We start from the raw sequence: 14438 nt of genomic DNA on the forward strand, positions 1-14438 counted from the left end.
GTCGAAGCGCCTTACTTTTCCATGTTCGATCGCGCCAAAGCTGAAATCAGGGTCCAATCATTTCGGATAAGCGCCAGTTTTTTCGCCCGGCTCCAGCCCTTGATCTGCCGTTCGGCCTCAAGCGCCTCCATACGCGTGCCGAAGGCCTGGGACCAGACCAGTTTTACCGGCAGACGCGTTTGGGTGTAGCCCGGTAATGTCCCATGGTCATGTTGTGAAATGCGCGTTTCAAGGCTATCAGTATGGCCCACATAGAAGCTGCGATCGGCGCAGTGAAGCATGTAGGTCCAAAATGTCATGGGCGGCTTAAAGAAGAAGTGACGCCCTTCGACAAGCTCAGGACGAACGCGACGAAAGATTATCCCGCCAGTTTCTCCAGCAGCGCCTTGGCTGCCGCCGTTTCCGCTTCCTGCTTGGACGCGCCGGTCGCGCTGGCTTCGCCTGCGCCCTTGATCGCGACGGTGACGGTGAAGCGCAGGGCATGTTGGGGGCCGGAGCGGTCGGTCATCTGATATTCGGGGGGCTTGCGCCGATTGGCGGCGGCCCATTCCTGGAGCGCGGACTTGGGGTGGCGCGGCGCGCTGGTCTGGGTGTCGACGCGGTCGCCCCAGAGGCGCCGGACGAGCGTGCGCGCTTCTTCCAGCCCGCCTTCCAGATAGAGCGCGCCAATGAGCGCCTCCATCACGTCGCCCAGCACATTGTCGCTGTCGGCAGCGCCATCGTCGCGCGCCTGCTTGCCCAGGATCAGATGTTTGGGGACGCCGGCGGCGCGGGCGATGTCGGCGCAGGTTTCGCCGGACACCAGCGCGTTATAGCGGCGCGACAGCTTGCCTTCGGGTTCATCGGCAAAGCGGTCGAACACCCATTCGCCGATCAACAGGCCCAATATGCGGTCGCCCAGAAATTCCAGCCGCTCATAATTGACCGGCTTGGCGCTGCCATGGGTGAGCGCTTGTTCGAACGTTGCCCGGTTGCGCGGCGCGCGGCCGATAAGGTCCGTCAGCCAACCGTCAGTATCAGGTCTGGGCGGCGATGCGGTCAAAAGCCTTCCCCGATACGGCTCCAGCGTGCGGCGGTGAACCAGGTCCAGGGGAGCAACCAGTTGGCGCTGCCATCGGTCGAGAATACCGAAACCAGCGCCTTGCCCACCAGATTCTTTTCCGGGACCAGGCCGATGCCGCCGCCTTCGACCGCGGGGAAGCGGCTGTCGGCGCTGCGGTCGCGATTGTCGCCCATCATGAACAGATGGCCTTCGGGCACCAGCACCGCGTCGCGATCATCGGCCGCGCCATCGGGCACCAGGTCGAGCACATTATAGCTTTTGCCGCCGGGCAGCGTTTCGCGATATTGCGGGTAGCGGCATTGCCGTCCGCCGCCCGGCGCGGCTTCCTCAAATTCCGGGCGATAGCAGGGCGAGGGGCTGCCTTCCTTTTCCGAGGCGTCGATCATATTTGGGGTGACGGGGATGACGAAGTCGGCGACCTTCTGCTTGGGAATGGCCTGACCGTTTAGATACACCGTGCCGCCGCGCACCGCGACGATGTCGCCGGGCAGGCCGATCACCCGCTTGATATAGTCATTTTTTTGCGTCGGTGGCGCCTTGAACACGGCGACGTCTCCGCGTTCCGGCGTCGAGGCGAAGATGCGGCCGGGAATCAGCGGCACGCTGAACGGCAGCGAATAGCGCGAATAACCATAGGGCCATTTGGCGACCAAGAGATAGTCGCCGATCAGCAGGCGGGGCTGCATTGATTCCGACGGGATGTTGAAGGGCGAGACGATGAAGCTGCGCAGGATGAAGACGAACAGGCCCAGCTTGACAAGAAACCAGAGGAAGTCCCGTGTTTCGGATTTGGCGGTCATGGATGCTGGTCTTTTCCTTCGCTCTGGCCTGCAAAAGGGCCGTGGCGGCTTTTGCGGCGTCGCAAAGGCCGCGTCAAGCACACCCGATGGTGCATTGCACGGCGCGCCGGTCTAGAACGGCACAGAATCGACCGGTGCAGCGTCGATGTCGACCAACGTCACGAAAAAGGATATCCCAGCATGACCAGCCCTGTCCTGCACGGTCCCATGGCGGCCATTGCCGCGCTGCCCCAAGCCGACCTCAAGACGATCTTTACCACAGAGCCGGATCGGCTGTCGTCGCTGGTGCTCAACCAGGGGCCGTTGCGGTTCGACTGGTCCAAGACGCACCTGACCGGCGACCTGATCGACGCCTTTCTGACGCTGGCGCAGGAACAGGGTTTTGCCGCGCAGCGCGACGCGCTGTTCGCGGGCGAGGCGGTGAACAACACCGAAGGCCGCGCCGCCGAGCATCCTGCCGAACGCGGCGAGGGCAAGGCCGACAGCGTCGCGCGGGCCAAGGCGCTGCACGCGCGGATGCGCGCGCTGATCGACGCGATCGAGGCCGGGGCGCTGGGCGAGATCCGGCATATCCTGCATATCGGCATTGGCGGATCGGCGCTGGGACCAGACCTCATTATCGACGCGCTGGACGGCGATGGCATCCGCTACGACGTGGCGATCGTGTCCAATGTCGACGGCACCGCGCTGGAGCGGGCGATGGACAGTTTCGACCCCGCCTATACGCTGATCGCGATCGCTTCCAAGACTTTCACGACGACCGAGACGATGCTGAACGCGGCGAGCGCGATCAACTGGATGGTCGAGGCGGGTGTCGAGGACCCCTATGGCCGGGTGATCGCGCTGACCGCTTCGCCGGACAAGGCGATCGAGTGGGGCGTCGATGAAACGCGCATCCTGCCCTTCTCCGAAAGCGTGGGCGGGCGCTATTCGCTCTGGTCGTCAATCGGTTTTCCCGCAGCGCTTTCGCTGGGCTGGGACGCGTTCGAGAGCCTGCTGGAAGGCGCGGCGGCGATGGACCGGCATTTCCGCCTGTCCGATCCGCGCGAAAATGCGCCGCTGATCGCTGCCTTCGCCGATCAATATTATGCGCGGGTGATGGGATGCCAGACCCGCGCGCTCTTCGCTTATGACGAGCGGCTGAAGCTGCTGCCTTCCTACCTGCAGCAGCTGGAGATGGAGAGCAACGGCAAGAGCGTGACCCGAGACGGCCAGCCCGTCGACGGGCCGACAGCGCCGATCACCTGGGGCGGGGTGGGGACCGACGCGCAGCATGCCGTGTTCCAGCTGTTGCATCAGGGGACGATCATCGCGCCGGTCGAGTTCATCGCCTCGATCGAGCCGGGCCATACGCTCGACCCGGCGCATCACCGCGCGCTGCTGGTCAACTGTTTCGCGCAAGGCGCGGCGCTGATGCGCGGCAAGGAGAATGCGGACGATCCGGCGCGCGCCTATCCCGGCGGGCGGCCGTCGACGACGATCCTGATGGAGGATGTGACGCCGGAGGCGCTGGGCGCGCTGATCGCATTCTACGAGCATCGCACTTTCGCCAACGCGGTGCTGATGGGGATCAATCCGTTCGATCAGTTCGGCGTCGAGCTGGGCAAGGAGATCGCCAAGTCGATCGAGGCCGACGGCCCGAGCGGATTTGATCCGTCGACCATGGCGCTGATCGACCTGGCGTTGGGGGCGGAGTGATTCCAGGTCTGTTCGTGCTGAGTAGAGGCTGAGCCTGTCGAAGCCTCGTATCGAAGTACTGTCCTTCGATACGCCATTTCGACAGGCTCAATGGCTACTCAGGACGAACGGCGCAGAGACGAATCAATGTTTGTAACTCGCCCCCTCAGCCGCCATATCGCGCGCACAACCAGCGGAGACCGGCATGAGCGACTATGATTTCGACCTTTTCGTCATTGGCGCGGGATCGGGCGGGGTGCGGGCGTCGCGGGTGGCGGCGGCGCATGGCGCGCGGGTTGCGGTGGCCGAGGAGTACCGGGTCGGGGGCACCTGCGTCATTCGCGGCTGCGTGCCCAAGAAGTTGCTGATCTATGGCGCGCATTTCGCAGAGGACCTGAAGGATGCGCGGCGTTTCGGCTGGAATGTGCCCGATTGCGGCTTTGAATGGACGACGCTGCGCGACAATGTGCTGGCCGATGTCGACCGGCTTGAGGGGCTCTACAAGAATACGCTCGACAATCATCAGGTCGAGTTGATCGGGGAGCGCGCGACGATCACCGGGCCGCACAGCGTCAAGCTGGCGGGCGGGCGGGAGGTGACGGCGAAGGTCATATTGGTCGCGACCGGCGCCTGGCCGATCATTCCGGAGGTCGAGGGCGCGGAGCATGGCATCACCAGCAACGAGGTGTTCCACCTGGACGAATGCCCCGGCCGCATCGTCATTGTGGGTGGCGGCTATATCGCTAATGAATTTGCCGGCATCTTCCATCAGTTCGGCAGCCATGTGACGATGGTCAATCGCGGCAATACCCTGCTGCGCGGCTATGATGAGACGGTGCGCGACAGGCTGCTCCAGATTTCGACGATGAAAGGGATCAATTTTCGCTTCAACGCGACGATGGAGAAGATCGAGAAGAATGAGGACGGAACGCTGTGCGTGCGGTTCGAAAGCGGCGATCCGGTGGCGGCCGACCTGGTGCTGTTCGCGACCGGGCGGCGACCTCATACCGAAGGACTGGGACTGGAGACGGCGGGCGTCGAGCTGGACGAGAAGGGCGCGATCAAGGTCGACGACTATAGCCAGACGAGTTGCGAGAGCATCTATGCGGTGGGCGATGTGACCGACCGGTTGCAGCTGACCCCGGTGGCGATCCGCGAAGGCCATGCCTTTGCCGATACGGTGTTCGGCGGCAACCGGCGCAAGGTCGATTATGGCTGCGTGCCATCGGCGGTGTTCAGCCATCCCCCGCTGGCGGGTGTAGGCATGACCGAGGCGGAGGCCCGCAACAAGCTGGGCACGGTCAAAATCTATACGTCTGATTTCCGGCCGATGAAGAATGTTCTGGCCAATCGCGACGAGCGGGCGCTCTACAAGATGATCGTGGACGCAACGACCGACCGGGTCGTGGGCTTGCACATGATCGGGCCGGATGCGCCGGAAATTTTGCAGGCGGCGGCGGTCGCGGTGAAGGCTGGCCTTACCAAGCAGGATTTCGACGATACCGTCGCGCTGCACCCCAGCATGGCGGAGGAACTGGTGCTGCTCAAATAAGCGGCGGTCAGCCGGTTGCGGCGAAGGTCACAACCAGCGCGTCGCGCCAGGCGGGCTGGTCGGGATCGAGCGGGTGGATTTCGGTGACGCCGTGCAGGATGCGGTGATCGTCGATCAGCATCGTGTCGCCCGGATCGGTCAGGGTGAATTCGCCGAGCGGCGTGCCATCCGGCGCGCCGATGCGGGTGACGCCCTCGCGCAGGTTGCGCCGTTCGATCAGCATCACCATCACCCGGTCGACGCCGTCGCGATGCATGCCTTCGGGCGTGGGGCGACCCTGTTCGCTCGTGCTGGCCTCGATCCGGAACTGGTGCAGTTCGACATGCCAGTTGCCCGATCCCGCTGGATCGAAGCTGTCGGCGCAGAAGGCCAGGATCGCCTGGGCGACGGGATTGGCGATGGTCGCCGGATCGACCGGATCGAACCAGCGCTGCACGTCGCCATTCAGGGGGTTATAGTCGCGGCTCTGCCAATGGGGCTGATGCGGCTGGCGGGTGAAGCTGCCGCCCCGCAACGCGAAGGTGGCATGGCGGCGGCGGCGATAGCGGCCGCCATCGGCCATGAAGCGATCCGGCCCCAGATCGTGCCAGCTGGCGGCAAAGGCCGCCCAATCAGCGGGCGTGATGGCGAGCCGATCGATCATCGCTGCGCCCGGCAGGCGGGCATAGCCGTCCATGGCCAAGGCTGCGTCGATGCGGGAAAGGCTGTCCGTGTCGCTCATTCTGATCCTTCATAGGCGAAGGGAGGGAACGAGCGACAGGGCCATTTGCCGCCAGCAGGATCGCCAGCGATTTGGGGGCGTCAGGCGATGGTCGGGATCATGCCGCCTTCGACCCGGAGCGCAGCGCCGTTGGTGGCGGCGGCGAGCGGGCTGGCGAGATAGGCGACCATGGCGGCGACCTCGTCCGCTTCGATCAGCCGCTTGATGAGCGAGAGCGGGCGCATGCGGGTGAAGAACTCCGCTTCGCGATCGGCCTCGGGCGCGTCCTTGTTTTCCACGACCGACTGGATGAAGTCGACGATGCCCTCCGACCGGGTCGGGCCGGGCAGGACGCTGTTGACGGTGACGCCGGTGCCGCGCGTATGTTCAGCGAGGCCGCGCGAGATGGCAAGCTGTGCCGACTTGGTCATGCCGTAATGGATCATCTCCGCCGGGGGCAGCAGGCCGCTTTCCGAGGCGATGAAGAGGATACGGCCCCAATTGGCGGCGAGCATCTGCGGAAAATAATGGCGGGCAAGGCGTGCGCCGCTGACCACATTGACTTCGAAGAGATGATGCCAGTCCGCGTCGCTGATGTCGGCAAAGTCCTTCGCCTCGTAGATGCCGAGATTGTTGACGAGGATGTCGGTGGCTGGAACGGCGGCGATCAGCGCAGCTGCGCCATCGGCCGTCGCAGGGTCAGCGAGGACGGGGTTGACGTTGCCGCCGATCTGCGCGGCGGCCGCGTCCAGCTTGGCTTGGGTGCGGCCGGTGATGGTGACGGCCACCCCTTCGTCCGCCAGTCTCTTGGCGATGGCAAGGCCGATGCCCGCGGTCGATCCGGTGACGATGGCGCTTTTGCCCAAGAGCTTCAAATCCATGGTGAAATCCTTTGAACCTGACAATGATGTGGACATAAGTAAGCGCTCGCACGATTGATGATTAGAGCGCACCTCATCACTTCAGAAGTGAATCGAAATCATGGATAACCGGCTGGGCGATATAGAGACGTTCCTGATGGTCGCGACCGAAGGCAGCTTCGCCAATGCGGCCAAGGCGTTGCGGCTGACCCCATCGGCGGTCAGCCGGTCGATCGCGCGGCTGGAACACAGGTTGGGCGTGACGCTGGTGCGGCGCACGACCCGGGCGCTGGCGCTGACGCGGGAGGGCATTGCCTATCGCGACCGTATGATGGTGCTGCTGACCGACATGATGGAGCTGGAGACGGGCTTGGGCGACGAACGCGGCGCGCCGCGCGGGGTGCTGCGGGTCAACGCTTCCCCGTCCTTCGGCGTCGAATGGCTGATCCCGATGCTGCCCGATTTCCGCGCGCGTTATTCCGCCGTCCGCATCGACCTGACTTTGTCGGACGCGATTGTCGATCTGGTCGAGGAACGGGCCGACGTCGCCATTCGTATCGGGCCGCTGCGCGACACTCGTTTGCGAGCGAAGAAGCTGGGGCATAGCCGCATGGTGTTGGTCGCAAGCCCGGACTATCTGGCGCGGCGGGGCACGCCTGCGACGCCCGACGATCTGGCAGGCCACGATTGTCTGCGTTTCAGCTTTCGCCGGTCGGTCGACAGCTGGCCCTTTCGCATTGGTCGGCGGATCGTGCAGCGACCTGTGGAAGGCGCCTGTTTCGGCAATTCGGGCGAGGTGGTGCGGCAGATGGCGGTGGCGGGGTGCGGCATAGCCCGGCACGGCTATTTCCATGTCGCCCGCGACCTGAAAGACGGACGGCTGGTCGAGATATTGGCGGACTATGCAGCCGGCGATGGCGAGGATATTCACGCCCTTTATGCCGCGGAGGACCGGACCGCAGCGCGGGTGCGGGCGTTCCTGGATTTTCTGGAGGGAATAGAGTTGCCCGGCTGACGGGTCAGCGAGCGGCCCCGTCCTGCGCCAGAAGATTGAGCGCGCGGGTCACGAGCGCCACGAAGCCGGGTTCGTCCACGCGCGCGGCCGGGTTGTTCCAACTGGCGCTCAGCGCATACCAGCCGCCATCCCACGCTTGGGCGAGAAAGTTCATGGCGATGACGCCCGGTTCGCTGCCGCCCTTATAGCCCAGATAGCGCCAGCGTTTCGCATCGGCTGGCGCGATGCCCGGATTGACCGCCAGGATCGGCAGCGCGTCGCCGCCAGTGTGCCGCAGCCGGTCAAGCAGGGCGATGCTGTCGGCGGACGACGCAAACCATTCGATGCTGTCGATCGCGACCGGACTTTCCGCGACGCTGCCAATGTCGACGCTGGCGGCGGTCAGGCGCGCGGCGGCGTCGCGCAGCAGGGCGCGGCGGGCGTCGGGCGTGGCGGCGGCATAGCGGGCGCGCAGGTCGGCGGCGGCCGGCATTTTGAGCGCGAAGGCCTCGGCCGTGGTGAGCAGCGGCACAGTGCGGGTCGGATCGGCATGGCCGCTGGCCGTGACCATGTCGTCCACCGTGTCGCGACCTAGCGCCAGGAGCAATGTGTCGGCCGCGCTATTGTCGCTTTCGGCGATCATCGCGGTGGCGAGGCTGTGCAGCGTCATCGGCGCGGCGTCGGGCCAGCGCATCAGGCGGCCGGAAAAGCTTTTGGGGCCGAGCGGGATGACGTCGCTCCAGCGGCGCTCCCCAGCGGCAATGACGCGGGCGAGTTCGGCGAGGATATAGAGTTTGAAGCTTGAGCCGGTCGCCATCTGCGTCGTCGCGTTGCGGGAGTGGATCACCTGGGGGCCGGCGTCGGTCAGCCGGGCGATGGAGAGCGCGCTCTGGCCGGGCAGAGCGGTAAGATCGGCCATCACCTTGTCGAAACTGTCGTCGGCGGTGCGCGCGCCGACGATCTGGAGCCCGATGACGCGGCCGGGCGGCTGGGGCGCGACCACCAGGGTGAAGCCGACCGTCGCCCGCTCATAGCGTATTTCAACCTGGCCGGCGGTGGCGCTTTCGGTGCGGACCGCACCCAGCGCGACCGGCGTGCCGTGCCGGGCGCGCAGGTCAGCGGCGATGGCGCGCCAGCGATCCAACGGCACGGCGTCTAGGAAGAGCGGGGCGAAAAATTCGGTTTCATTGCCGGGGGCCGCGAGGATGTCGAGAAGCTGGTGCGCGCGCTCCTGATAGGCCGGGGTTGGCGCAGCGGATGTCGGGGTGGTGAAGCAGAGGATGAGGAGCGCGAGGATATGCGCGGCTGCGCGGGTGAGGAAGCGGGGAGATTGGGGTGAGGTTGGGTGCTGGGCTCCTGCCTTCGCAGGAGCACGGAGTTGGGCGTGGGGAGTGCCCGCCAGAGAGCTTGGCGCGGCGCGCGCGTTCATGTTTTGCAGGCAGCGCTCGGAGCGAACGGCGCCGACCATCGTCACGCGTCGATCGCTTCTTCGTCCAGCGCGGCGGCATTTTCCTGGATGAAGGCGAAGCGGTGGGCCGGATTGGTGCCCATCAGCCGGTCGACCAGATCACGCACCTGCTGCCTGTCCTCGACATCGTCGGGGAGGGTGATGCGGATGAGGCTGCGCGTCTTGGGGTCCATAGTGGTTTCGCGCAGCTGCATCGGGTTCATTTCGCCCAGCCCTTTGAAGCGGCTGACATCTACCTTCTTGCCCTTGAATTCCTTGGCGAGAAGCTGTTCGCGATGCGCGTCATCCTTGGCATAAAGGCTCTTGCCGCCGGCGGTGAGGCGATAGAGCGGCGGCTGGGCGAGGAAGAGATGGCCGCGCCGCACCAGTTCGGGCATTTCCTGGAAGAAGAAGGTCATCAGCAGCGTCGCGATATGCGCGCCATCGACATCGGCGTCGGTCATGATGACGACGCGCTCATAGCGCAGATGATCGGGATTGCAGTCCTTGCGCGTGCCGCAGCCAAGCGCCAGGATCATGTCGGCAATCTCCTGATTGGCCAGGATCTTGGCGGTGTTGGCCGACGCGACGTTCAATATCTTGCCGCGCAGGGGCAGGATCGCCTGCGTCTTGCGGTCGCGCGCCTGCTTGGCCGAACCGCCGGCGCTGTCGCCTTCGACCAGAAAGATTTCAGCGCCTTCCGGGTCGTCGTTCGAACAATCCGTGAGCTTGCCAGGCAGGCGCAGCTTGCGGCTGTTGGTCGCCGTCTTGCGCTTGACCTCCTTTTCCTGCTTGCGGCGCAGGCGCTCGTCCATGCGGTCGAGCACATAGGACAGCAGCGCCTTGCCCCGATCCATATGGTCGGTCAGATAATGGTCGAAATGATCGCGCACGGCATTTTCGACAAGGCGCGCGGCGTCCGGGCTGGTGAGACGATCCTTGGTCTGGCTCTGAAACTGAGGATCGCGAATGAAGACCGACAGCATGATTTCCGATGACGTCATGATGTCGTCGGCGGTGATGTCCTTCGCCTTTTTCTGCCCGACCAGGTCGCCAAAGGCGCGGATGCCCTTGACCAATGCGGCGCGCAGGCCCGCTTCATGGGTGCCGCCATCGGGCGTGGGAATGGTGTTGCAATACCAGCTATAGCTGCCGTCCGACCAGAGCGGCCAGGCGACCGCCCATTCGACCCGGCCTGCGTCGCCGGGAAAATCCTGATTGCCCGAAAAGAAGACGCTGGTGGCGCATTCGCGGTCGCCAACCTGTTCCTTCAGATGATCGGCGAGGCCGCCGGGGAATTGGAAGACCGCTTCGGGCGGCGTGTCGTCGCTGATGAGTTCGGGCGCGCATTTCCAGCGGATTTCGACCCCGGCGAAGAGATAGGCTTTCGACCGGGCGAGGCGGTAAAGGCGGGCGGGCCTGAACTTCTGCTCGCCAAAGATCGCGGTGTCGGGCGTGAAGGCGACCGATGTGCCGCGCCGGTTGGGCGCGCCGCCGACCTTTTCCAGCGGCCCTTGCGGCAATCCCTGCGAAAAGCTCTGGCGGAACAACTCCTTGTTGCGGGCGACTTCGACCACGGTCGAGGTGGAGAGCGCGTTGACGACCGAGATGCCTACACCATGCAGGCCGCCGGACGTGGCATAGGCCTTCCCCTCAAACTTGCCGCCCGAATGAAGCGTGGTGAGGATGACCTCCAGCGCGGACTTGTCCGGGAATTTGGGGTGGGGATCGACCGGGATGCCCCGGCCGTTGTCGGTGATGGTGAGCCGGTTGCCCGGCTCCAGCGTCACTTCGATGCGGGTGGCGTGGCCGGCGACCGCCTCGTCCATGCTGTTGTCAAGCACTTCGCTGGCCAGATGGTGCAGCGCGCGCTCATCCGTGCCGCCGATATACATGCCCGGCCGGCGACGGACCGGCTCCAGCCCCTCCAATACCTCGATGGTCGAAGCGTCATAATCGGTGGTCGTGGCGGGGGCGGCGGCAAACAGGTCATCGGACATGGCACCAAGCTATAGGCAGGCGGGGCGCGGGTGCAAGCTGATCGACATGGTGCGGCGCAGCAACATAATGTTACGATAAGCCGTGAAACCAATATAGATCATGATCCGTTTGCCCTCCCGAACAGGGGACTTGTCCCAGGCGAGGAGATAAATTTCATGAAAATTAAGATGCTGGCGCCAGTTGGCGCCGTGATGGCGCTCGGCCTGTCGATGCCGGCCATGGCGCAGGACGGCGGCGCGGTGGATTGGACCGGCCCCTATGTCGGTGGATCGTTCGGCTATAACTGGCAGAAGAGCGATGGCGAAGAGCATCTGCGGTTCGATACCGATGGCGATGGCGACTATAATGATGTGGTGACGACAACGACCGGCGCCAACGCCTTTTCGCCCGGCACATGCGGTGGTGCGGCGCGCGGCCGTACGCCGGCATCGGGATGCAACGATGACAAGGACGCGATCGGCTGGATGGGGCATGTCGGCTATGACATGCAGTTCGGCAGCTTCGTCGCGGGTGTTGTTGCGGAAGCGGGCAAGGCCTATGTCGACGACAAGGTGACGGAGTTTTCGACCACGCCGGCCTTCTACACGATGCGTCGCAAGATCGATTGGAACGGCAATCTGCGCGCGCGCCTGGGCTACACGACGCCAAGCGGCATCATGCCCTATATCACTGGCGGTCTGGCCTATGCGAAGGTGAAGAATAATTTCACCACCAGCAATGGCGCCAATAGCTTTACCGAGGATAATGGCAGCGAGGACGGCTGGGGCTGGACCATGGGCGGCGGTGTCGAAGCGAAGGTTTCTAACAACTTTTCGATCGGCGCGCGCTATTTGTGGACCCGCTACAATGTCGATGACTATCGCGTCGACGTAGGCGCCGGCAGTGCGCCTGCGACCAATCCCTTCCTGATCACGCCGTCGGGCGGCACCAGCATCAACCGTGGCGACAAGTTCGACACGCAAAGCGTGATGGTGACGACCAGCTTCCGCTTCTGACGGTAGGCTTACAACACAAAAAAGGGGGCCGGTTCCATGGCGGAACCGGCCTCTTTTTTTGATTGGCCGTTCAATTGCTTGGCGTTCAACGCACGCGCGGGCCGCCAAATGGCATGGGCGGCGGCGGGCGGCGCGTGCCACGGGGCAGCTGGGCCTGATAGGCACGGCCGCAATGTTCGACGCAATAAGGGAAGCCAGGATTGACCGCTTCGCCGCAGAAATGGAAATCCGGCTCACCCGGATGGCCCATCGGCCATTTGCAGATCCGCTCGGTGAGGTCGAGCAGGCTGGTCTTGTCCGCGATTTCCGGGCTGGGCTTGGCCGGCACCAGGCGGCGCGGCGGCGCGGGCGGAATCGGCGCCTGCTGGTCGCCCGGACCCTGACGCAGGAAACCACCGGGGCCAACGGAAATGATGCGCGGCTGCGGCGCGGGCGTGGGTGCGTCCGGCGTGGCGCTGGCGGCCGGAGCGGCAGGCGCAGCGGCCGGCGCCGATGGCGCAGCGGCGGGGCGTGGCGGCGGGGGCGGCGCGGCGACCGGGGCGCCAGCGCGGGGTGCTTCAGCTTCTGGCGCTGCGGGCGCAGGCTTGCGGGCGGGCGCGGCGGCGCGCTTGGGCGTCTCGTTCGCCTTCACGGGGGAAGGGCGGGATTGCAGGCCAAGGCGATGCGCCTTGCCGATCACCGCGTTGCGGCTGACGCCGCCCAGTTCCTCGGCAATCTGGCTGGCGGTCAGGCCGCGCTCCCACATCGCCTTGAGCTGGTCGATGCGCTCGTCAGTCCAGGACAATGAAAAACTCCTTACAGATTTGGGATCACTCCCCATATGGGAAGCCCGCGCATCAGGTTCAAATCCTTTGGACCTGAACCCTTGCAGCACAACGGACCAGCCGATAGTCGATCCCACCATGAACGACCAGCCCAAAATTGCCGCCGACTCGCCCTTTGCCGAGCCGGGCGTCCCGCAGATCCGCAACGTGAATTGGGCCGGGACCTGGGCACTCTACCGCAAGGAGGTGCGCCGGTTCCTGAAGGTGCAGTTGCAGACAGTATGGGCGCCGGCGATCACGACGCTGATGTTCCTCATCATCTTCATCGTCGCATTGGGGGGGAGCGGACGGACGGTATCGCTGCGCGGCGAGGCGGTGGCCTTTGCCGATTTCATCGCCCCGGGCCTCATCATCATGGGCATGATCAACGCCTGTTTCGCCAATGCCAGCTTTTCGCTGATGGTCGGCAAGGTGCAGGGAACGCTGGTCGACTATCTGATGCCGCCGATTTCGGTGGGGGAATTGCTGTTTGCTCTGGCGGCGTCCTCGGTAACGCGCGCGGTGTTCGTGGGCTGCGCCCTGTGGCTGGCGATGGCCATGTGGCCGGGCGTGCATGTGACGCCCGCGCATCTGTGGGCGGTGCTGTGGTTCGGGCTGCTCGGTACAAGCTTCATCGCGTTTCTGGGCGTGCTGACGTCCATCTGGGCGGAAAAGTTCGACCATGGCGCGGCGATCACCAATTTCGTGATCGGGCCGCTGGCGCTGCTGTCGGGCACTTTCTATTCGATCGACCGGCTGCCTGCGTTCTTTCAGGGAATCAGCCACGCCAACCCGTTTTTCTACATAATTTCGGGCTTCCGCTATGGCTTCGTCGCGGCGGCGGATACCAATGTCGTGGTGGGCAGCGCGGTGCTGCTGGGGCTGAACCTGCTGTTCGGCGGGCTGTGCTATACGCTGTTGCGGCGCGGCTGGAAGATCAAGGCCTGATCCTTAGAGGAAGGCCGCGAATAGCGGCCCCGCGAGCATCAGGATGAAAAGGATAATAGCGGCCAGCAGCCAGTGATGCAGGCGGGGAGGGCGTTCGCGCGCCTCCCCATCCTGCGGCAGACGCATCAGGCCGTCGCCCCGCTGCCACCGACGCGGGTCAAGGTGAAGCCGGCGTCCTGGGCTTCGGCGAGGGGGTAGATGTTGCGCAGGTCGATGAGCGCCTTGCCGGCCATGGAGGCGGCGATGCGCTTCAAGTCCAGCGCGCGGAAAATGTCCCATTCGGTGACCAGCACCAGCGCGTCGGCACCATCGGCGGCCTCATAGGCGTCGCTCGCCATTTTGACCGATGGCATCATTGGCGCTGCGACCTCCATGCCTTCGGGATCATAGGCGACGATGGTTGCGCCCGCATCCTCCAGCGCCTGGACGATGGCGAGGCTGGGGGCGTCGCGCATGTCATCAGTGTTTGGCTTGAAGGTAAGGCCCAGCAGCGCGACTTTCTTGCCGCGCGCGTCGCCGCCCAGCGCTTTCACGATCTTGCGGCCCATGGCGCGCTTGCGCAAATCGTTGACCTGCACCACCGTTTCCACGATGCGAA

The 14438-nt window shown here is 64.7% G+C and carries 14 protein-coding genes; 5 read left to right on the forward strand and 9 right to left on the reverse strand.

The annotated features are described in order from the left end of the window. Positions 1-11 precede the first annotated feature (11 nt). Genes SAB01S_RS15055 through lepB form a run of 3 tightly spaced genes read right to left on the reverse strand, consistent with a single transcriptional unit; the run spans position 12 to position 1863 of the window. Positions 12-299: a GIY-YIG nuclease family protein gene (locus tag SAB01S_RS15055; RefSeq protein WP_062733982.1), complete on the reverse strand. Its 288-nt coding sequence runs from the start codon at positions 297-299 to the stop codon at positions 12-14. A 59-nt stretch (positions 300-358) separates the two neighbouring features. Continuing rightward, positions 359-1042, reverse strand: a complete 684-nt coding sequence (rnc, locus tag SAB01S_RS15060) for a ribonuclease III (protein ID WP_062733984.1) — start codon at positions 1040-1042, stop codon at positions 359-361. Further along, positions 1039-1863, reverse strand: coding sequence for a signal peptidase I (gene lepB / locus SAB01S_RS15065; protein ID WP_062733985.1), 825 nt, complete (start codon positions 1861-1863; stop codon positions 1039-1041). The genes rnc and lepB overlap by 4 nt, the downstream gene beginning before the upstream one ends. Positions 1864-2043: 180 nt before the next feature. Here lepB and pgi point away from each other — a divergent pair, with 180 nt between their 5' ends. Together pgi and gor are read left to right on the forward strand one after the other, a co-directional pair. Beyond that, positions 2044-3561, forward strand: a complete 1518-nt coding sequence (gene pgi / locus SAB01S_RS15070) for a glucose-6-phosphate isomerase (RefSeq protein ID WP_062733987.1) — start codon at positions 2044-2046, stop codon at positions 3559-3561. 184 nt (positions 3562-3745) lie between these two features. After that, positions 3746-5092 carry a glutathione-disulfide reductase gene (gene gor / locus SAB01S_RS15075; RefSeq protein WP_062733989.1) on the forward strand — a complete coding sequence of 449 codons (1347 nt, stop codon included), beginning with the start codon at positions 3746-3748 and terminating at the stop codon, positions 5090-5092. A gap of 7 nt (positions 5093-5099) precedes the next feature. Here the strand turns inward: gor and SAB01S_RS15080 are convergent, their stop codons facing one another. Next, a complete protein-coding gene (locus SAB01S_RS15080) occupies positions 5100-5813 on the reverse strand; it encodes a 2OG-Fe dioxygenase family protein (RefSeq protein WP_062733991.1) in 714 nt (237 codons plus the stop codon). 80 nt (positions 5814-5893) lie between these two features. Then, a complete protein-coding gene (locus tag SAB01S_RS15085) occupies positions 5894-6673 on the reverse strand; it encodes an SDR family NAD(P)-dependent oxidoreductase (protein ID WP_062733992.1) in 780 nt (259 codons plus the stop codon). A 100-nt stretch (positions 6674-6773) separates the two neighbouring features. Here SAB01S_RS15085 and SAB01S_RS15090 point away from each other — a divergent pair, with 100 nt between their 5' ends. Then, on the forward strand, positions 6774-7667 hold the full coding sequence (locus SAB01S_RS15090) for a LysR family transcriptional regulator (protein ID WP_062733994.1): 894 nt from the start codon (positions 6774-6776) through the stop codon (positions 7665-7667). A 4-nt stretch (positions 7668-7671) separates the two neighbouring features. Here the strand turns inward: SAB01S_RS15090 and SAB01S_RS15095 are convergent, their stop codons facing one another. Then, the gene (locus SAB01S_RS15095; RefSeq protein WP_245646503.1) at positions 7672-9114 is read right to left on the reverse strand and encodes a serine hydrolase; all 1443 of its coding nucleotides are present in this window, start codon (positions 9112-9114) and stop codon (positions 7672-7674) included. 2 nt (positions 9115-9116) lie between these two features. Continuing rightward, positions 9117-11093 (reverse strand): DNA topoisomerase IV subunit B, encoded by a 1977-nt coding sequence (gene parE, locus SAB01S_RS15100; protein WP_062733996.1) that lies wholly within the window; start codon positions 11091-11093, stop codon positions 9117-9119. Positions 11094-11249: 156 nt separating this feature from the next. Between parE and SAB01S_RS15105 the strand changes: the two genes are divergently transcribed. Further along, positions 11250-12089 (forward strand): outer membrane protein, encoded by an 840-nt coding sequence (locus tag SAB01S_RS15105; RefSeq protein ID WP_062733998.1) that lies wholly within the window; start codon positions 11250-11252, stop codon positions 12087-12089. Between the two features lie 85 nt (positions 12090-12174). Here SAB01S_RS15105 and SAB01S_RS15110 read toward each other — a convergent pair whose 3' ends face one another. Further along, positions 12175-12873, reverse strand: coding sequence for a GcrA family cell cycle regulator (locus tag SAB01S_RS15110; protein ID WP_062734000.1), 699 nt, complete (start codon positions 12871-12873; stop codon positions 12175-12177). Positions 12874-12991: 118 nt separating this feature from the next. On the opposite strand from SAB01S_RS15110, the gene SAB01S_RS15115 reads away from it, so the two are divergent. After that, positions 12992-13840, forward strand: coding sequence for an ABC transporter permease (locus SAB01S_RS15115; protein ID WP_021224549.1), 849 nt, complete (start codon positions 12992-12994; stop codon positions 13838-13840). Positions 13841-13965: 125 nt separating this feature from the next. On the opposite strand, the gene SAB01S_RS15120 is transcribed toward SAB01S_RS15115, so the two are convergent. Next, positions 13966-14438: UDP binding domain-containing protein (locus SAB01S_RS15120; protein ID WP_169802579.1), on the reverse strand; the 473-nt coding region annotated here is incomplete at its 5' end.

It is taken from the genome of Sphingobium abikonense NBRC 16140 (assembly GCF_001598335.1).
GTDB classification, from domain to species: domain Bacteria; phylum Pseudomonadota; class Alphaproteobacteria; order Sphingomonadales; family Sphingomonadaceae; genus Sphingobium; species Sphingobium abikonense.